A 20,614-nucleotide genomic window follows, 5' to 3' on the forward strand; every position below is an offset into this window, starting at 1 on the left:
TCAGTTCGCGCCGAGTTCACGGTCGATGAGGTCGTACATCTCCTCGTTCGACATCGGGTCGAAGTCCTCCTCGTCGTTGCCGAGGTCCCCGCTGAACTGCGCGAGCATCGCCCGCAGCCGCAGTTCGACAGCGGCCCGGTCGTCGTCGGCATCCGCCCGGGACAGCCGCTCGGCGAGCCGGTCCAGTTCGGTGAGGAGGGGTGGTTCGGGGGGCGCGAGCCGGGTGCGCAGGTATGCGGCGACCGCGGCTGGAGTGGGCTGGTCGAAGACGAGGGTGGCGGGCAGCGCCAGACCGGTGGCCTCGCCGAGCCGGTTGCGCAGTTCGATCCCGGTGAGCGAGTCGTATCCCAGGTCGCGGAAGGCGTGGTCGGCGCCGATGGCGGTCGCTCCGGAGTGGCCCAGTACGACGGCCGCCTGCTCGCGTACCAGCCGTAGCAGGGTACTGCGGCGTTCGGTGTCCGACAGTCCGGCCAGACGCTGCGCCCAGGGCGAGCCGGACGGCTGCGACTCCGGTGCGGACGGCCCGTCCAGCACGCGCCGGGCCTCGGGGATCTCGGCGAACAGCGGCCTGCTGCGGGCGGAGGCGAACAGCGGCATGAACCTGGCCCAGTCGACGTCGGCGACGGACACCCCGCTCTCGGCGCGTCCGAGGACGGTGCGCAGCGCGTCCAGCGCCGGTCCGGGAGCGATCAACGGCAGTCCCTGGCGCCGCAGTTGGTCGGCGTCGACCCCGTCGGGGAACCGGGCGCCGTCCCAGACGCCCCAGGCCACCGAGGTGACCGGCAGACCGTTGGCGCGGGCCTGCTCGGCGAGGGCGTCGAGTTCGGCGTTGGCGGCGGCGTAGGCGCCGTGGTCGCCGCTGCCCCACACCCCGGCGATGGAGGAGTAGAAGACCAGGGCGTCCAGTTCGGCCGGGTCGAGCAGTTCGACGAGGTGCCGGGCGCCCTGGACCTTGGCGGTGAGGACGTCGGCGTACTCGTCGAGGTCGGTGTCGGGGAGCGCGGCCAGCCGCATCAGCGCGGCGGCGTGCACCACCGTGCGCACCGCGTCGCCCTGCTCGCGCAGCCCGGCCAGCAGGGCGGCCACGGCGGCCCGGTCGCCGATGTCGCAGGCGCGCGCGGTCAGCCGGACGCCGAGGCCCTCGAGTTCGGCCGTCAGTTCGGCGATCCCCTCGGCGCGTGCGCCGGTGCGGCTGACCAGTACCACGTGCCGTACGCCCTGGGCGGCGAGCCAGCGGGCGACCTCCGGGCCGAGCGCGCCGGTGCCGCCGGTCACGAGCGCGGTGTCCCGGGCCTGCCAGTCGCCGGCCGCGCCGCCGTCGAGCGGGGCACGCACCAACCGCCGTAGCAGCGTGCCGGATCCGCGTACCGCGAGCTGGTCCTCCTCGCCCCAGCCGCCCGCGAGCACCGCGCGCAGCTGTTCCAGCGCGGTCTCGTCGAGGTCGGCGGGCAGGTCGAGGAGGCCGCCCCAGAACGCCGGGTGTTCCAGCATCGCCACCCGGCCCAGGCCCCACACCTGCGCCGCACTCGGTTCGCGCAGCGGATCGGCGTTGCCGGTGCTGACCGCGCCGGAGGTCACCAGCCACAGCGGGACGGCCGCCTCCAGATCACCGAGCGCCTGCACCAGCGCCAGGGTGGCGGCCACTCCGGCGGGCACCACCGGGTGGTCGGGGTGCGGGCGGCGGTCGGCGGCCAGCAGGGACAGCACCCCGCGCGGGGGGTGCTCGGCCAGCGCACGGCGCAGCCGGTCCGTGAGGCCCGTGCGGTCGGCATGCTCGGTGTCCACGGTGAGGGTCCGCACCGGAAGGCCGCCGGTGAGCGTCTTCAGCCAGTCCTGCTCCGTACCCGAGGCGGGCACCAGCGCCAGCCACTCGCCGTCCGCTTCGGTGCGCTCCGGCGGGCCCGCGGGACGCCACTCGACGCGGTAGCGCCAGGTGTCGGAGCGGGGTCCGGCCTGCTCGGCCAGCCAGTACCAGCGGTGCTGGAAGGCGTACGTGGGCAGGTCGACCCGTCGGGCACCGGTCCCCTCGAACACCTCGGCCAGCCGTACCCCGGCCCCGCGCACCTGCGCCTCGGCCAGCGACTGGGCGAAACGCGGCCAGCCGCCGTCGTCGCGCCGCAGCGTGGCCAGTACAGCCGCCCGCGCGCCGGCGGCGTCCACCGTCTCCTGCACGCCCGGGGCGACGACCGGATGCGGGCTGACCTCGATGAAGGTGCCGATCCCGGCGTCCAGCGCGGTGCGCACCGCGTCGGCGAACCGGACGGTCTGACGGAGGTTGGTGTACCAGTAGTCGCCGGTGAGCTCGCGGGTGTCCAGTCGCTGTCCGGTGACCGTGGAGTACAGCTCGGTGCGTGCCGCCTGCGGACTGATCCCCGCAAGCAGTTCGGCCAGGCTGTCCTTGACGGCGGTGACATGGGTGGAGTGCGAGGCGTAGTCCACCGCGATACGACGGGCCCGCACCCCACGCTCCTCGCAGGCGGCCCGCAGCTCTTCCAGGGCGTCCGGGTCGCCGGAGACGACGGTGGACGTGGGGCTGTTGACCGCGGCCACGCCCAGCCGGTCGTCGGTGAACAGGGCCCGCACCTCGTCGGCGGGCAGCGCCACCGACATCATGCCGCCCTTGCCGGACAGTTCGGTCAACGCGCGGCTGCGCAGGCACACCACCGCGGCGGCGTCGGCCAGTGACAGTGCCCCGGCCACGCAGGCGGCGGCGATCTCGCCCTGCGAGTGGCCGATCACCGCTTCCGGTTCCACACCGTACGAGCGCCACAGCGCGGCCAGCGACACGGTGACCGCGAAGGTCACCGGCTGCACCACGTCCACCCGCTCCAGCGTCGGCGCGCCCGGCAGCCCGCGCAGCACGTCCAGTACCGACCAGTCGACGTACGACTCGATCGCGGCGGCGCACTCGGCCAGCCGGGCCGCGAACACCGGCGCGGAGTCGAGCAGTTCCAGCGCCATCCCGGCCCACTGGGCGCCCTGCCCGGGGAACACGAACGCCACCCGCCGTGCCGCGTCGGCCGCGGTGCCACGCACCACACCCGGGAGGTCACGGCCCTCGGCCAGCGCGCCGAGCCGCTCGCCGAGTTGCTCCGGATCCGCGGCCAGGACGACCGCGCGGTGTTCCAGCGCGGCCCGGCCGGCCACGCTGGACCAGGCGATGTCCCGGACCCGCTCGCCGGGGTGCGCGGCGAGATGCGCCGCCAGCCGTGCGGCCTGCGCACGCAGGGCCTCGTCGGTCTGCCCCGACACCACGACCGGCATCAGCCGAGGCTCGGTGTACACCCGCGTCCCAGCGAACACGTCCCCCTGCCCGACCTCGACGAGCCCTTCGACCCGCCCGGCCTCGGCGAACACCTCGGCCTGCCCGACCTCGACGAGCCCTTCGACCCGCCCGGCCTCGGCGAACACCTCGGCCTGCCCAACCCCGACAAGCCCTTCAACCCGCCCGGCCTCGGCGAACACCTCGGCCTGCCCGGGCTCACCGGACCCGTCGGCTCGCCCGGCCTCGGCGTGCCCAACCCCGACAAGCCCTGCAACCCGCCCGGGCTCGGCGGACGCTTCCGGCTCCGCCTGCTCGATGACGACATGCGCGTTGGTGCCGCTGATGCCGAACGAGGACACCCCGGCCCGGCGTGGCCGGCCGCGCTCCGGCCACGGCCGCGCCTCCGTCAGCAGCCGCACCTCACCGGCCGACCAGTCCACGTGCGGTGAGGGCTCGTCGACGTGCAGGGTGCGGGGCAGCACCCCGTGCCGTATCGCCTGCACCATCTTGATCACGCCGGCCACTCCGGCCGCGGCCTGCGCGTGCCCGATGTTGGACTTGACCGACCCCAGCCACAGCGGATCGCCGGCCCGGTCCCGGCCGTAGGTGGCCAGCAGCGCCTGCGCCTCGATCGGGTCGCCCAGCGGTGTCCCGGTGCCGTGGCCCTCGACCGCGTCGACGTCCTGGGCCAGGACTCCGGCGGCGGCCAGCGCGGTGCGGATCACCCGTTCCTGCGAGGGGCCGTTGGGGGCGGTCAGGCCGTTGGAGGCACCGTCCTGGTTGACGGCCGAGCCGCGCAGCACGGCCAGCACGCGGTGGCCGTTGCGGCGCGCGGCGGAGAGCGGTTCGAGCAGCAGCAGGCCGGCGCCCTCGGACCAGCCGGTGCCGTCGGCGGCCCCGGCGTAGGGCTTGCACCGTCCGTCGGCGGCGAGTCCGCGCTGCCGGGAGAACGCGGTGAACGTGGTCGGCTCGGCCATCACCGTCACACCGCCCGCCAGGGCCAGCGAACATTCACCGGAGCGCAGCGCCTGGGCCGCGAGGTGCATGGCCACCAGCGAGGAGGAGCATGCCGTGTCCACGGTGACCGCGGGCCCCTGCAGGCCGAGCGTGTAGGCGACCCGGCCGGAGGCGACGCTTCCGGCGGTGCCGGTGAGCAGGTGCCCCTCGACGCCCTCGGGCAGCTCCCGCAGCGCGGTGGCGTAGTCGTGGTACATCACGCCGGTGAACACGCCGGTCTGGCTGCCGCGTACCGAGGACGGGTCGATCCCGGCGCGCTCCAGCGCCTCCCAGGCGGTCTCCAGGAGCAGCCGCTGCTGCGGGTCCATGGCGAGGGCCTCACGCGGCGAGATCCCGAACAGCCCGGCGTCGAACCGGCCGGCGTCGTAGAGGAACCCGCCGTGCCGGGTGTAGCTGGTGCCCGGGTGGTCCGGGTCGGGGTCGTACAGGCCGGTGACGTCCCAGCCCCGGTCGGTGGGGAACCCGCCGACGGCGTCGACGCCGTCGGCCACCAGGTCCCACAGGTCCTCCGGCGAGGCGACCCCGCCCGGGAAGCGGCAGGCCATGCCGATGATCGCGATGGGCTCGTCCGCGGCCACCACCGGGGCGGCGGCGGGCGCAACGCTTTCGGCAGCGGCGTCGCCGATGACTTCGCCGCGCAGGTATCCGGCGAGTGCGGCGGGGGTGGGGTGGTCGAACACCACGGTCGCGGGCAGTCGTAGGCCGGTCGCCCGGCCCAGCCGGTTGCGCAGTTCCACCGCGGTCAGCGAGTCGAAGCCGAAGTCCTTGAACGGCCGGTCCGGTGACAGCCCGCCCGGGTCGGAGTGGCCGAGCACCACCGCCGCCTGGGTGAGTACCAGGTCCTGCAGCACCCGCAGCGGCTCCCCCTCCGCCAGCCGCCGCAGCAGCCCGTCGCCGTCCGCCGGAGCCTCCGTGGCGGCGGCGCGACGCACCACCGGCACCAGTGCGCGCAGCACCGGCGACAGCACGCCCTCGGCCGCCCGCTCGCGCAGCGCCACCGGGTCCAGGCGGGCTGCGAGCAGCACCGGGTCGTCCAGGGCGGTTGCCGTGTCGAACAGGTCCAGTGCGGTGGCGGAGTCCAGCGGCACCACGCCGACGCGGGCCAGCCGGGCCCGGTCCGGGTCCGCCATGCCCTCGGTCATACCGCTGCTCTCGGCCCACAGTCCCCAGGCCACCGCGGTCGCGGGCAGCCCGGCGGCCCGGCGCTGGGCGGCGAGCCCGTCCAGCGCGGCGTTGGCCGCCGCGTAGGCGGCCTGCCCCGCGTTGCCCAGCGTCCCGGCCACCGAGGAGAAGAGCACGAACGCCGTGAGTTCCGGGCCGGTCAGCTCGGCCAGGTGGCGGGCGCCGTCCACCTTCGCCCGGAACACCTCGGTCACCCGCTCGGGGGTGAGCGCGGCCAGTACCCCGTCGTCGAGGATCCCGGCGGCGTGCACCACGGCCGTCACCGGGTGCTCGGCCAGCAACTCGGCCACCGCATCCCGCTCGGCCACATCACACGCCACGACCGCCACCTCGGCACCCAAATCCTGCAATGCGGCGACCAGTTCGGTCATGCCCGGCGCGTCGGCGCCCCGCCGGGAAGCCAGCACCACACCACGCACCCCGTGCCGCTCCACCAGGTGCCGTGCCACCAGACCTCCGAGGGTGCCGCTCGCCCCGGTGACCAGGACGACGTCCTCCGCCGTCCAAGGAGCGGACCCGGCCGCCTCCGTCACCCGGGCCAGTCGCGGTACCAGCAACCGTCTTGCGCGCAGGGCCAGTTGGGCTTCGCCGGTCGCGGCCGGCCGGGCCAGCGACGCCTCGGACGCGGGGTGGCCGTCCGTGTCGACCAGGACGAAGCGGTCCGGGTTCTCCGTCTGCGCGCTGCGCACCAGACCCCACACCGCCGCCGCGTCGGGATCGACCGGCTCGCCCGGGCCGGTGGCGACCGCGCCGCGCGTGAGCAGTACCAGCCTCGACGCGGCGCACCGCTCGTCGGCCAGCCAGCGCCGCGTCACCGCCAGGGCGTCGGTCACCCCGGCCACCGCGACACCCACCACCGCGGGCACCGGCCCGTCCGGATCCAGGTCCGACAGCCAGGCCCAGGTCCCGTCCTGCGCCGGGGGCGGCGACGGCACCCAGCCGGTGCGGTACAGGTGATCCCGGCGGCCGGCGGCGAGCTGTTCGGCGCTGACCGGGCGGAACGCCAGCGAGTCGATCACCGCGACGGGGTTGTCCTCGGCGTCGGTCACGGTGAGGGACACGGCCCCGCCGGCCGCGGGGCGCAGCCGTACCCGCGCCGCGGTGGCACCGGTCCGGTACAGCCGGACCCCGGTGAAGGCGAACGGCAGCCCGGTGGTGGCCGTGGCGTCGACCGGGACGGCCGCGTGCAGTGCCGCGTCCAGCAGGGCGGGGTGCAGCCCGTACGCTCCGGCGTCCGCCGTCGCCGGTTCGGGCAGGGCGACTTCGGCGAACAGGTCCGCGCCGTGCCGCCACAGCCGGCGCAGGCCCTGGAAGACCGGCCCGTAGCCGTAGCCGAGCCGGGCCAGTGCCGGGTAGTGGTCGGCGAGTTCGACCGGGGTGGCGCCGGCCGGCAGCCAGTCGCCGGTCGCGGGCGGGGAGACCTCCGTCGTGCCGAGCCTGCCGGTGGCGTGGTGCGTCCACTCGGGCCCGTCACCCGGGCGGGAGTACACGTCCACGGCCCGGCCGCCGTCCTCGCCGGGCGCGCCGAGCGCCACCTGTACGCGCACGCCGCCGCGCTCGGGCAGGGTCAGCGGCGCGTGCACGGTCAGCTCCTCCAGCACCCGGCAGCCCGCCTCGTCCCCGGCGCGCACGGCCATCTCCACGAAGGCCGTGCCGGGCAGTACGGCGGTGCCGAAGACGGCGTGGTCGGCCAGCCAGGGCTGCCGCTGCCGGGACAGCTCTCCGGTCAGCAGCAGTCCACCGGTGGAGGCCACCGGCGCGGCGGCGCCCAGGAGCGGGTGGGCGGTGGCGTCCAGCCCGAGCCCGGCGGGGTCCGTGCCGCCCACCGGGGTGGGCAGCCAGTAGCGCCGGCGCTGGAAGGCGTAGGTGGGCAGTGCCGTCCGGTGGCCCGGGGCGCCGAAGGCAGGGGTCCACTTCACGGGGACCCCGCGTACCTGTGCCTCGGCCAGCGACTGCAGGAAACGGCCGGGGCCGCCCTGGTCACGGCGCAATGAGCCGACCACCACGGCCGTGCTGCCCGCCGCCTCGACGGTGTCCTGGACGGCGGCGGTCAGGATGGGGTGCGGGCTGGTCTCGACGAACACGCGGTGCCCGGTGCGGTCCAGTTCGCGGATGGTCTCCTCGAAGCGGACGGTCCGGCGCAGGTTCCGGTACCAGTACTCGGCGTCCAGGGTTGCCGTGTCGAGCCGTTCGCCGGTGACCGTGGAGTAGAAGGGGACCTCGGCGCCGCGCGGCTCCAGTCCGGCGAGCCGGTCCAGGAGTTCGGCGCGGATGCGCTCCACCTGTGCGGAGTGCGAGGCGTAGTCCACCGCGACCAGCCGGGCCCGCGCGCCTTCGGCGGTCAGCTCGGCCTCGAGTTCCCGGAGGGCTCCGGGTTCCCCGGAAAGGACCACCGCCGCGGGCCCGTTGACCGCGGCGACCGACACCCGCCCGTCCCGGCGTGCCAGCCGTGGCTCCAGCTCGGCGACCGGGAGCGCCACCGACATCATCCCGCCGGCACCGGACAGCGCGCCGAGCGCGGCGCTGCGCAGCGCGCTCACCTTGGCGGCGTCGCGCAGGGACAGCGCGCCCGCCACACACGCGGCGGCGATCTCGCCCTGCGAGTGCCCCACCACCGCGTCCGGCTCCACCCCGAACGACCGCCACAGCGCGGCGAGCGACACCATCACCGCGAACGACACCGGCTGCACCACGTCCACCCGGTCCAGCCCCGGCTGCCCCGCCTCACCCCGCAGCACACCCGGCAGCGACCAGTCCACGAACTCGTCCAGTGCCGCGGCACACTCGGCGATCCGCTCCGCGAACACCGGTGAGGAATCGAGCAGTTCCACCGCCATCCCCGCCCACTGCGCCCCCTGTCCCGGGAACACGAAGACCGTGCGGCCGTCGACGTCGGCGACCCCGCGCACCAGGCCGGGCGTCTCCTCGTCGGCGGCGAGGGCGCGCAGCCCTCGTACCAGGTCCGTGCGGTCGGTCGCGGTGCACACGGCGCGGTGCGGGAGCGCGGCCCGGGTGGTGGCGGTGGCGCGGGCGACGTCCGCGAGAGCCGCCCCCGGCTCGCTCTCCAGGTGTGCGGCCAGCCGTGCCGCCTGCGCCCGTAACGCGGCCGCCGTCTGCCCGGACACCACCACCGGTACGGGAGCGGACGGCACCGCCTGATCCGGTGCCGGCGCGGGTTCCGCCGGCACCACCTCGGGCGCCTGCTCCACGATGACATGGGCGTTGGTGCCGCTGATCCCGAACGAGGACACCCCGGCCCGGCGCGGCCGGCCGCGCTCCGGCCACGGCCGCGCCTCCGTCAGCAGCCGCACCTCACCGGCCGACCAGTCCACGTACGGCGAGGGCTCGTCCACGTGCAGGGTGCGCGGCAGCAGCCCGTGCCGCAGCGCCTGTACGACCTTGATCACACCCGCGACACCGGCGGCGGCCTGGGTGTGCCCGATGTTGGACTTCAGCGAGCCCAGCCAGAGCGGGTCGCCGACGCGGCCCTGGCCGTAGGTGGCCAGCAGTGCGTGGGCCTCGATCGGATCGCCCAGGGTGGTGCCGGTGCCGTGTGCCTCCACCAGGTCCACGTCCGCGCCGGAGAGTCCGGCGGTGGCCAGCGCGGTGCGGATCACGCCTTCCTGCGCGGGGCCGTTGGGGGCGGTCAGGCCGTTGGAGGCGCCGTCCTGGTTCACCGCCGAGCCGCGCAGTACCGCGAGCACGGGGTGGCCGTTGCGGCGCGCGTCGGACAGCCGTTCCAGGACGAGCTGACCGGCGCCCTCCGCCCAGCCGGTGCCGTCGGCCGCCGCCGCGAACGACTTGCACCGCCCGTCCGCCGCGAGTCCCCGCTGCCGGGAGAACTCCACGAAGATGCCCGGGGTGGGCATCACCGTCACCCCGCCGGCCAGCGCCAGCGAGCACTCCCCCGACCGCAGCGCCTGGGCCGCGAGATGCACCGCCACCAGCGACGAGGAGCACGCGGTGTCCACGGTGACCGCGGGTCCGCGCAGTCCCAGGCTGTAGGCGACGCGGCCGGAGGCCACGCTGGCGGTGGTGCCGGTCAGCACGTAGCCGTCGAGGCCGTCGGCGCCCTCGTGCATCCGGGGGCCGTAGTCCTGTGCCATGACCCCGGAGAACACGCCGGTCGCGCTGTCCCGCAGGGAGAGCGGATCGATCCCGGCCCGCTCCAGTGCCTCCCAGGACGTCTCCAGGAGCAGCCGCTGCTGGGGGTCCATGGCGAGGGCCTCGCGCGGCGAGATGCCGAACAGGCCCGCGTCGAACTCGGCGGCCCCGTAAAGGAATCCGCCGGTGCGCGCATAGCTGCGGCCCGGCCGGTCCGGGTCCGCGTCGAAGAGCCCGTCCAGGTCCCAGCCGCGGTCGGTGGGGAAGCCGCCGATCGCGTCGGTGCCGGCGGCCACCAGGTCCCACAGGTCCTCGGGCGAGCCGACCCCACCGGGGAACCGGCAGGCCATCCCGACGATCGCGATCGGCTCGGTGGCGGGCGCGGGATCCGAAGGCGGCCTCTCGGGCGCGGCCTCCCGTGGTGTCCCGGCGGCCAGTTCGGCGGCCAGGTGCGCGGTGATCCGTTCCGGGGTGGGGTGGTCGAGTACGGCGGTGGCGGGCAGCCGTACCCCGGTCACCTCGGCCAGCCGCTGCCCCAGCTCCACCGTCATCAGCGAGCCGAAGCCGAGGTCCTTGAACGGGCGCCGCATGTCCAGCTGTTCGGCGGAGTCCAGCTCCAGCGCCGCGGCCACCTCGGCACGCACCAGCGCCCGCACCGCCTGCTCCCGCTCGGCCGCGGGCAGTCCGGCGAGTCCCGAGTCGGGCCGGGCCGGTGTCCCGGTCTCCGGTGCGGCTGACACGGCCGGTACGACGGGGGTCGCGCCGCCGGTGGCCGTCACCCCGGCGATCCAGTGCCGCCGGCGCTGGAAGGGGTAGGTGGGCAGCGGGATCCGCCGGGCGCCGGAGCCGTCGTAGAACCGCGCCCAGTCCACGGGGACGCCGCGGGTGTGCACCCGGGCCACCGCGGTGAGCAGGGAGCGCGGATCGGGGCGTTCGCCGCCGGTCAGCGCGGAGACGAACGCCACGTCCTCGGGCGCGCTGCCCGGGCCCATGGCGCACAGGGTGCCGTCCGGGCCGAGTTCCAGGAAGGTGCGGGCGCCGTCCGCGCAGGCGGTGGCGACGGCGTCGGCGAACCGTACCGTGCCCCGGGTGTGCCGGGCCCAGAACTCCGGCCAGTCGAGGCCGGTGACGTCCAGTTCGGCGCCGGTCAGCGAGGAGATGACCGGGACGGCCGGGGTGCGCCAGTCGACGCGGGCAGCGGCCGCGCGCATCCCGTCCAGGATGCCGTCCACGTACGGCGAATGGCTGGCGATCGGGACCTGGATGCGGCGGGTGCGCCGGCCCCGCGCGGACCAGCGGGCGGCGATCGCCAGGGTGGCGTCCGCGTCCCCGGACAGCACGGTGGCGGTGGGGCTGTTGAGGGCGGCGATCGACACCAGCCCGCCGCTCGCCTCGGCGTCCGGCAGCAGCTCCGCCTCGGACGCCTCGACCAGGACCATCGCCCCGCCGGGCGGGATGTCCTGCATCAGCCTGCCGCGGGCGGCGACCAGCGCGCAGGCGTCGGCCGACGACATCGCCCCGGCGACGTGCAGGGCGGCCAGCTCGCCGAAGGAGTGGCCGAGAACCGCGTCCGGGGTGATCCCCCAGCTCTCCACCAGCCGGTACAGCCCGACCTGGACGGCGAACAGCGCCGGCTGGGTGTAGGCCGGTTCGTCCAGCAGGGCCGCGTCCGCCGAGCCCGCCTCGGCGAAGACCACGTCGAGCAGCGGCCGGGGCAGGTGCGGGCGCAGTTCCGCGGCGACGGCGTCCACGGCGGTGGCGAACACGGGGTGGCGCCGGTAGATCTCCCGGCCCATGCCCGGCCGCTGGTTGCCCTGCCCGGCGAAGAGGAACACGGTCCGTCCCTCGACGGCCGTGCCGCGCACCACCCGGGCGTTCGCCGTGTCCCCGGCCAGCGCCGTCAGGAGGCCGGGCACGTCGTCGGCGGATTCCGCGACCAGTACCGCCCGCCGCTCCAACGGGCTGCGGGTGGTGGCCAGCGAGTAGGCCAGGTCCACCGGGGACGCGGTCGACTCGTCCAGCAGGCCGGCCAGTTCGGTCAGCGCCGCCGGGGCCCGTGCGGTCAGCGGAACCAGGACCGGGCCGTCGTACCCCCCGGTGTCGTGATCCGGCGCCGGGCGGACAGCGGGCGCCTCGGTGAGGACCAGGTGGCAGTTGGCGCCGCCCATGCCGAACGAGCTCACACCGGCGAGCAGCGGGCCCTGGGTGGCCGGCCACGGCCCGGTCTCGGTGACCACCCGCAGGCCCAGCTCCGTCAGCGGGATCCGTGGGTTGGGGGTCCGGAAGTTCAGGCTGGGCACCAGTTCGCGGCGTGACAGACAGAGCACCGTCTTGAGCAGCCCGGCGATCCCGGCCGCGCCCTCCAGGTGCCCGATGTTGGTCTTCACCGAGCCGACCAGCAGCGGCCGCCGCCGCCCGGGTCCGGCCACCGCGCCGAGGGAGGCGGCCTCCACGGGGTCGCCCAACGGCGTTCCGGTGCCGTGCAGTTCCACGTAGTCCAGCTCGGCCGGGGACACGCCGGCCGCCGCGCAGGCGAGGCGCAGCACGTCCTGCTGGGCCTCCTGGCGCGGGGCCGTCAGCGAGTCGCCGCCGCCGTCGTTGTTGACGGCGCTGCCGCGGATCACCGCGTGCACGGTGTCCCCGTCGGCCAGTGCCGCCGACAGCGGTTTGAGCACCAGGACCGCGCCGCCCTCGCCGCGCACGAATCCGTCGGCCCGCTCGTCGAAGGTGTGGCAGCGCCCGTCCGGTGAGATCGCGCCGAGCGCCTGGGTGACGTCGTAGCCGTCCTGGGCGATGTTCAGGTTGACGCCGCCGGCCAGCGCCGTCGTGCACTCCCCCGCCGCCAGGGCCCGGCAGGCCAGGTGGACGGCGAGCAGCGCGGAGGACTGGGCGCTGTCCACCACCAGGCTGGGGCCGCGCAGCCGCAGGGCGTAGGACACCCGGTTGGCGATCATCGCCCGGTTGCGTCCGGTGGCCGAGTGCGGGCTCAGCCGGGCGCCGCGCAGCGTCGCGTAGTCGTCGTAGGTGGCGCCCACGTACACCCCGGTGCCGCGTCGGCGGTCGCCGTCGCCGGGGACGATCCCGGCGTCCTCGAAGGCCTCCCAGCCCAGTTCGAGGACCAGCCGCTGCTGCGGGTCCAGCACGGCCGCCTCGCCCGGGGAGACGCCGAAGAACCCGGCGTCGAAGGAGTCGACCTGGTCGAGGAAGCCCGCCCGTACCGGTTCGCCGGAGGGCAGTACGGGCACCGCCGGGCCGTCCGGGTGGCAGCGCCGTGGACCGGGTTCGCCCAGCGCGTCCCGTCCGTCGTGCAGCAGCCGCCAGAACTCGGCGGGGTCTGCCGCCCCCGGCAGCCGGCATGCCAGGCCGACGACCGCCACCGGTTCCTGGTCGGCGGCGTTGCCCACTCGGTCACCCACGCCGGACTCCTCCTCCACGTCGTCTTATCGAGGACACGTCTGATCCGCCCGGCACCTGCTGTCCGGACGTCCACGGTCGCGCTGTGCCACGGGCAGGGCTGAGCGGCCCCTTGGCCGGAGCGGCCTCCTGAACACACCCCGCGAACACCCCCGGCGTTCGGCCGGCGGGCATGCCGCAGGTCCGGCCCGGGGCAGCACCGGGCCGATCGGATCGCGGGCGGGGCGCGGACCGGCGTCGGGCACCGGTCCGCTTCAGGCTGCCGCGGTCACCACGTCGTGACCGTCGTCCCCGGACCCGCCGCGCGGCGGCCGGGGTGAGGGCGTCCGCCGTACGCGGCAGGACGCGGGCCCGCTCAGGCGCGGACGAACTCCACGGGCACTCTCAGGGCCACCGTGTGCTTGCTGTTGTTGGCCCAGGGCACCGGACCGGTCAGCCGTACCTCGGCGACCCGGTCGAGCAGCACGCCGAAGAGCGTGCGCAGTTCGATACGGGCGAGGTCGACGGCGAGGCAGCTGTGCGGCCCCTGGCCGAAGGCCACGTGCGGGTTGGGGTTGCGGCGCACGTCGAAGGACATGGCGTCGTCGAACACGCTCTCGTCCCGGTTGGCCGAGGACCACCACAGAGTCACCTTGTCGCCGCGGCCGAACCGTACGCCGTTGAAGGTGAAGTCCTCGGTGGCGGTGCGCCGGTTGTAGGGCGTCGGCGTGGACCAGCGCATCATCTCCTCGACCGCGCTGTCCAGCAGCGAGCGGTCCGCGCGCAGGGCCTGCCACTGTTCCGGCCGTTCGGCCAGGGCGAGCAGGCCGACCGCGATCACGTTGCGGGTGGGCTCGCTGCCGGCCAGGGTCAGCAGGTTGACGAACACCTCGCGCTCGTAGTCACGCAGCGGCGGTTCGCCCTGGCCTTCCGGGAGGTCGCCGGCGGCGATCACGGACAGGAAGTCCCGGGCCGGGTCGGCGCGCTTCTCGGCGATCAGCTTGACGCCGTACTGGTACATGGCCAGCAGTGAGGCCTGGCTGCGGGAGGAGGCCTCGCCGGACTCGCGGTCCTCGTAGCCCATCACGACTTCGGTCCAGTCGACGAACTGCGGCCAGTCCGCGCGGGGTATGCCCATCAGCGCGGCCATGACCTCGACCGAGTACCGGCCGGCCACGTCGTTCTGGAAGTCGCAGGAGCCCTGCTCGACGACCTCGTCGATGATCGTCTCGGCGCGTTCGGTGATGGTCGGGGCGAGCGCCTCGAGGACCGGACCGGTGACCGAGGGGCTGACCAGGTCGCGCAGCAACCGGTGCCGTGGGTCGTCCATCATGTTGAGCATCGCGCCGGAGTAGGTGCCGGCGGGCAGGTCGTCGAGGTGGGTGCCACCGCCCTCACGGTCGCCGCCGCCCTGGGAGGACAGCAGCGGATGGGCCGCGGCTTCGACCACGTCGGCGTAGCGGGACAGGACCCAGAAGTTCTCGCCGTCGCGGGTGCGGCCCGGCGGGTGCAGCAGGATCGGTGCTTCCCGGCGGAGCCGGGCGAAGACCTCGTGCGGGAAACCGGCACCGAACCGGTCCTGGTCGCTGAGATCGAACCCGCCGAGAACGGCGGGTAACTCGCTGGCGGAAACCTCGGTGGCGCTTCGCGATAACGGGAGGGCGGGCTGTTCCAATGACATTAGCTCTCCATTTTTTGCACTGACGTATCGAGGAACGTCAAAAGCAACATCAGTGTCACCCGATCGTGGAATTGACGTCAAGCGGCCCTTGAAGAAGTTGGGCTGACGCTGGGATGTCCTTTAGACGGGACCGCCGAGGAACGTCCCTGGCCACGGCAGTTGAGGCCGCTCGCCACAAGGGGGGCGTCCGAACTGTTGCATGGTGCAGGCGTACCGCACGGCCGATGAGAGAACAAACCCCCCAAGGACAATCCGCCGTGCTACGACAAACGGCGTATCGACACCACGATCTGGGTAGGATGCGCGGTTCACTTGAGGCCGCTGAGCATCACACCACGGATGTAGTGCTTCTGCAGCAGCAGGAAGAGCACCAGGACCGGCAGGGTGCTCAGCACCAGGCCGGCCATGACGATCGGCGTCGTACGGGTCGGGTCGACGTAGTCCTGGAGGAGCTGGATGCCGACGGGCAGGGTCATCACGTCCGGGTTGGCGGTCGAGACGAGCAGCGCCCAGATGTACTCGTTCCAGGCGTCGACGAACGTCAGCAGTCCGAGGGTGACGAGGACCGGCTTGGTCTGCGGGACGACGATCCGCCACCACACGGTGAACTCGCCGGCCCCGTCGATGCGCGCGGCTTCCAGCACCTCGTCCGGGATGGAGACCATGAACTGGCGCATCAGGAAGATCCCGAAGCTGCTGACGAGGAACGGCATGGCGAGCGCCGCGATGCTGACGGTCAGCCCGGCGCCGCCGCGCCCGAACAGGTCGTTGCCGCCCGCCAGCGGCCAGTGCACCAGGATCAGGAAGTGCGGGACGAGGAAGAGGAACGGGGGGAACATCATCGTCGACAGCACCAGGCGGAAGACGAAGTCCCGGCCCCGGAAGCGGAGTTTGGCGAGCGCGTAGCCGGCGAGCGACGAGGTGACCAGCACCGATCCGCTGATCACGGCGGTGGCGACGACGCTGTTGCGGAAGAGCACCGGCAGGTCCAGCTGGTGGACGGCCGCCCGGTAGTTGGACAGGTCGAACGCCTCGGGCAGGAACCGGTAGGGCAGCCGGCCGGCCTCGTCGGGGCCCTTGAAGGACGTCATCACCATGTCGAGGAACGGCACCACCGTGAGGACGGCGCCGGTGACGACCAGCAGGTACGACAGCCAGGGGAAACGCCGGCGGATCACGCGTCCTCCCCCTTGCGCCGGAAGAGCCACAACTGGACCAGCGTGACCGCGAGGACCACCGCGAAGAGCACGAAGGCGGCGGCGCTCGCGGTGCCCCAGTCGCCGTAGGAGAAGGCCTGCCGGTACATCTCGAGGGCGGCCACGTCGGTGGCGTCCCCGGGTCCGCCCTTGGTCATCACGATGATCAGCGCGAACGACTGGAGGCCGGTGAGGAACTGGGTGACGCACACGAACAGCAGGGACGGCCGCAGCAGCGGCAGCGTGATCCGCCAGAAGACGGTGACGGGCCCGGCGCCGTCGAGCGCGGCGGCCTCGTAGTACGACTGGGGGACGGACTTCAGCCCGGCGGTCAGGACGAGGATCGCGGAGCCCACCGAGGCCCAGGCCTGGACGACGACGACCGCGGGCAGCGCGGTGTCCGGGTCCTGGAGGAAGGCCACCGAGCCGACGCCCAGGGCGTTGAGGACGCCGTTGACGAGGCCGCCGGGTTCGTACATGTACTTCCAGACGTTGCCGACGGCGACGACGGTCGTGACGATCGGCAGGAAGTACAGCGTGCGCCACAGCCCCTGGAACCGGAGTTTGTCGATACAGGTGGCGACGAGCACCGAGCCTGCCAGCGCGAGGGCCACGGTGCCGAGGGCGAACAGCAGGGTGTTGGTGAGGACCGGGGTCAGGAACGTCGCCCCGTCCGCGAAGAGGCGGGTGAAGTTTTCCGGTCCGACCGGGTCGATGTCACCGAGGTCGAAGCCCGCCCAGCGGGACATGGACAGCAGCAGCGCGAAGCCGAGCGGCAGGGCGAGGAAGACGGCGTAGAACAGCAGGGTCGGCGCCAGGAAGAGGTAGGCGACGACGGCCTGGCGGCGCCGCTGCCGGTCACGCCCGCTGACGCCGACGGCGGACGGCCGGCGGGCCGCCCGTTCGGCGGCCTCCGCCGTCAGGGTGGCGTTCACCATGAGCGCGACACCTCCTGGTCGACCTGGCGGCGGGTGGTGCGCAGGGCCTCGTCGACGGACTGCTGACCGGTCCACAGCGCCTCGATGTTCTTGCGCAGCAGCGACTTGGCCTGCTGCGCGCCGGGGCCGTTCGGCTCCGGCACCGCGTAGGCCAGCGCGTCCAGGAACGGCCGCAGGTTCGGGTCGCCGCCCGTGCCGAGAAGGGTCCGCATGTCGTCGGCGCGGCCGGTCAGGGAGCCGACCGACACCTGCAGGGCGCTCATCCGGGTGGCGCCACGCACCTTGTCGGCGTTGAGCCAGCGCAGGAACTCCCAGGCCTCAAGGGGATGTTCACTGGCGGTGTTGACGCCGAGCATGAAACCGGTGGAGAGCGTGGCGCGCCGGCCGTCCGCCTCGGGCAGCGGCACGGGCGCCACGCCGACGTCGCGGTAGGCCTCGCCCATCAGGGACTTGAGGTTCGCCGTCCACCAGCCGGCGCTGATCACCATGGCCACCTGTCCGGACGCGAACGCCTTGTAGACGTTGACGCCGGGGTCGCTCGCGCCCTTGGCGACGAGGCGGTGCTGGAGGTCGAGGACGGCCCGGCCGGCCGGTGAGTCGATGGCGGTGCTCCTGCCGTCCGCGGCGACGAACCGTCCGCCGGCGGCGCTGAGCAGCGCGAGGGTCTGCCCGACGGTCGTGGAGTCGTCGTAGGTCGACAGTCCGAACCCCTGGACCAGGGTGTTGCCGTAGCCGTCCCGCCGTGCGGTGCGGTACGCCGTCTCCTCCAACTCGCGCCAGGTGCGCGGGGGTCCGTCGACGCCGGCCGTACGCAGCAGCCGCTTGTTGTAGTAGAGGGCGTACGTCTGCGTCTCGGTGGGGTAGCCGTAGACCCGGCCCGCCACCGACGAGGAGCCGACCGCGGCGGCGCCGTAACCGCGCCTGATCTCCTCGGTGTGCCCGGCCGGGGCCGGCCGCAGGACACCGGCCTGGACGAGCTGGCCGTTCCACAGACAGTACGGCTGGAGGATGTCGGCGCCCTGGCCCGCGGCCTGGCGGACCATCAACGTGGTCAGCAGGTCGGTGAACTCCACGGCTTTCGTCGCCACCTTGACCCGGTCGTGGGTGGCGTTCCATTCGTCGACCGGGCCCTGCAGTGCCTGTTTGAGTTCCCCGCTCGCGTAGTGGGAGAGCAGGGTGAGGACGACCGGCTCCCCGGGCCGCCCGGTGCCCCGGTAGAGCGCGGCGCAGCCGGACGCGAGCAGCGCGGCGGGCAGGGCGAGCACGAGGTGACGGCGGCTGGGCCGCCCGGCCGGGGGAGTCATCCGGCGGCCGCCTCGCGGCGCAGCACGTGGAACACCCGGGTCGTGGTGAAGCCGGTCTTCCGGTAGAGGTGGCCGGCCGGCGACTGTGCGCCGGTCCACAGGAACCACGCGGAGTGCGCGCGCAGGGCCCGCATGCGTTCCAGGACCAGGTGGAGAAGGACTTCGCCCAGTCCGGTGCCGCGCATCTCCTCCAGCACCCCGATCGGGCCGAACCGTTCGTCCACCGAGTCGAACGCGCCGTGCATCGCCCAGCCGACCATCCGGCCGGCCGGGTCGCGGGCGACGACGATCCGGTCGAGCGGTGTGCCCGCGGCCAGACACGCCCGGATCGTGCACGCCCAGTCCGGGCCGAAGTGGCGCCCGGCGAGCGCGAGGAGATCCACCAGGTCGTCGTCGGCCGGGGTGGCGAACCGGTAGCCGCGTCCGGTCAGTTGGTCCAGGCGGCGGGTCACGTCGTCCGGACGGCGGTAGCCGACCAGGCCGCGGTCCATCGCGGCCGCCTCGTACAGCGGGCGAAAACCCAGGGACTCCAGGAGCCCGGCCGCCTCCGGGTAGGCCTCGGCGTCGAGGCCGGGGAACACGTAGTTCGGGGTGTACGACGAGAAGTCCACCCGGGTACGACCGTGGCCGTGCAGCCAGTCGAGGGCCTCGGTCAGCAGCCGGCGGCCGAGTCCGTGCCCGCGGGCGTCCGGGGCGACGAAGAAGAACGGGATCCAGCCCTGCTCCGGCTCCAGGTCGGTACCGGCCATGGGCGTCAGCCGCCGCACCGCGTAGGCGGCACCGACCACGCGGTCGCCGTCGACGGCGACCCGCAGCCCTTCGGGGTCGAAGTTGGGGTCGAGCAGTACCAGGGTGCGGAAGCGGTCCGGGGTGATGGGGTCGGCCGGCACGCTGTGGCGCCAGGCCTCCACCACCCGCGGGCCGTCGCCCGCGCGAAAGCCACGGATCCCGGCCCGGGTCGTCGTCGTGCGGTCGGTCATCGAGGGGATCGTCCTTCCGGGCAGGGTGCCAGGTCCGCGGGGTAGAGCAGCACGTCGTCGCCGGCCCAGCGGGCGGGTGGCGCCGGCGGGTCGCACAGCGGCAGCGGGTCGTCGCCCGCGTCGACGGCCCGCCGCAGTCGGTCGGACCCCCAGAGCAGGTCGATGAAGTGCCGGTGGCCGGTCCCCTCGGCGCCGTCCTCGACGGTGTGCCAGGCGAAGTCGTCCGGGTACAGGCGGCGGAGCACCGCGAGCATCGCGACGGCGGTGCGGACGGGCGCGAACACCCCGCGGTCGGTGACGTGCAGCTGGACTCCGCGCAGCGGCCGCCCCGCGTGCTTGTGGAAGGCCGGTACATAGCGCAGGTCGCGGAAGTGCACGCCGGGCAGGGCGAGTTCGGCGAGCGCGGGCGCGAACCGCCCGTCGAGGTAGGGGGCGCCGACGATCTCGAAAGGCTGCGTGGTGCCGCGGCCCTCGGAGAGGTTGGTCCCCTCGAAGAGGCAGGTGCCGGGGTAGACGAGGGCGGTGGCGGGTGTCGGGATGTTCGGCGAGGGGGCGATCCACGGCAGCCCGGTGGCCTCGGCGTCCAGGGCACGCCGCCAGCCGACGGCCTCGAGCACCGTCAACTCGACCGCGCGGCCCGCCATTCGGGGCACGGCGGAGGCGTTGAAGTGGCGGGCGAGTTCGCCGCAGGTGAGGCCGTGCCGGACGGGGATCGGGACGCGTCCGACGAAGCTGGTCCATGCCGGGTCCAGGAGCGGGCCCTCACTGACGAGTCCGCCGAGCGGATTCGGACGGTCGGCGACCACGAACCGGATGCCGGTGCGGGCCGCCGAGACCATCAGGTCGAACATGGTCCACGCGTAGGTGTAGAACCGGGCGCCGATGTCCTGGAGGTCGTACACCAGGGTGTCGATGCCGCTGTCGATCAGCAGCTTGTCGAGCCGTTCGCCTTCGCACCGGTAGGTGTCGTACACCGGCAGGCCGGTGTCGGGGTCGGACCTGACCGCATCGGACTCGCCGGCCTGGCCGGTCCCGTGCAGGCCGTGTTCGGGTCCGAACAGGGCGGCCAGCGGCACGCCGGCCGCGAGCAGCGAGGGCGCCACCGGGCGCAGATCGGGGAGGACTCCGGCGTGGTGGGTCACCAGTCCGAACCGGCCGGGCCCGGCGAGCCCTGGCGAGTCGTGCAGGCGCGCGATCCCGGTCGTCACCGCGACACCGTCGTCCGTGCTCATCCCTCGCCCTGTCTGCCGGTGACACCTTCCTCAAGCAATGGTCGGGAATTTACTCTTATGTCCCGCATTTAGCGGCAATGAATCGCCGACGGTTCCCGCGCCCGCCCCGTCGGACACGCACGGGTGACCGGTGTCGGCCAACCGCCTTGGCGGTTCGCGGACTTGCCCTCGGGACCGGCGTCCCGCCGGCCGGCCCGGAGCGTCACGGCACGTCTGCGGAGGTCCCCCGGACGTGGGACGTTTCCGTGTCGTCAGGGCGTCCGGACGCGGTGACGGTGTGTGATGGCGACGGGCCTCGGTCTCCCCGTCGATTCCGGCGTCG

General features: G+C 74.1%; 7 protein-coding genes. All 7 read right to left on the reverse strand.

What is annotated here, in order from left to right; translation table 11 throughout:
• Nucleotides 1-12,984: a type I polyketide synthase gene (locus tag ACWDGI_RS21570; protein WP_450761273.1), complete on the reverse strand. Its 12,984-nt coding sequence runs from the start codon at nucleotides 12,982-12,984 to the stop codon at nucleotides 1-3.
• Nucleotides 12,985-13,337: 353 nt separating this feature from the next.
• Nucleotides 13,338-14,642, reverse strand: a complete 1,305-nt coding sequence (locus tag ACWDGI_RS21575) for a cytochrome P450 (RefSeq protein WP_450761275.1) — start codon at nucleotides 14,640-14,642, stop codon at nucleotides 13,338-13,340.
• 308 nt (nucleotides 14,643-14,950) lie between these two features.
• Nucleotides 14,951-15,820: a carbohydrate ABC transporter permease gene (locus ACWDGI_RS21580; protein WP_450761276.1), complete on the reverse strand. Its 870-nt coding sequence runs from the start codon at nucleotides 15,818-15,820 to the stop codon at nucleotides 14,951-14,953.
• Nucleotides 15,817-16,776, reverse strand: coding sequence for a carbohydrate ABC transporter permease (locus ACWDGI_RS21585; RefSeq protein ID WP_450761278.1), 960 nt, complete (start codon nucleotides 16,774-16,776; stop codon nucleotides 15,817-15,819). The genes ACWDGI_RS21580 and ACWDGI_RS21585 overlap by 4 nt, the downstream gene beginning before the upstream one ends.
• Nucleotides 16,770-18,080, reverse strand: coding sequence for an ABC transporter substrate-binding protein (locus ACWDGI_RS21590; protein WP_450761280.1), 1,311 nt, complete (start codon nucleotides 18,078-18,080; stop codon nucleotides 16,770-16,772). The genes ACWDGI_RS21585 and ACWDGI_RS21590 overlap by 7 nt, the downstream gene beginning before the upstream one ends.
• Nucleotides 18,077-19,060, reverse strand: a complete 984-nt coding sequence (locus ACWDGI_RS21595; RefSeq protein WP_450761282.1) for a GNAT family N-acetyltransferase — start codon at nucleotides 19,058-19,060, stop codon at nucleotides 18,077-18,079. Before ACWDGI_RS21595 ends, ACWDGI_RS21590 begins: the two co-directional genes overlap by 4 nt.
• Nucleotides 19,057-20,292 (reverse strand): exo-beta-N-acetylmuramidase NamZ family protein, encoded by a 1,236-nt coding sequence (locus ACWDGI_RS21600; protein WP_450761284.1) that lies wholly within the window; start codon nucleotides 20,290-20,292, stop codon nucleotides 19,057-19,059. Before ACWDGI_RS21600 ends, ACWDGI_RS21595 begins: the two co-directional genes overlap by 4 nt.
• Nucleotides 20,293-20,614: the final 322 nt, after the last annotated feature.

The sequence above is a fragment of the Streptomyces sp. NPDC001220 genome (assembly GCF_053597895.1).

Bases quoted from the DNA above. Each gene is read 5' to 3' on its own strand.
- ACWDGI_RS21575 (WP_450761275.1), bottom strand. From the start codon at position 14,642: ATGTCATTGGAACAGCCCGCCCTCCCGTTATCGCGAAGCGCCACCGAG.
- ACWDGI_RS21585 (WP_450761278.1), bottom strand. From the start codon at position 16,776: ATGGTGAACGCCACCCTGACGGCGGAGGCCGCCGAACGGGCGGCCCGC.
- ACWDGI_RS21590 (WP_450761280.1), bottom strand. From the start codon at position 18,080: ATGACTCCCCCGGCCGGGCGGCCCAGCCGCCGTCACCTCGTGCTCGCC.
- ACWDGI_RS21595 (WP_450761282.1), bottom strand. From the start codon at position 19,060: ATGACCGACCGCACGACGACGACCCGGGCCGGGATCCGTGGCTTTCGC.
- ACWDGI_RS21600 (WP_450761284.1), bottom strand. From the start codon at position 20,292: ATGAGCACGGACGACGGTGTCGCGGTGACGACCGGGATCGCGCGCCTG.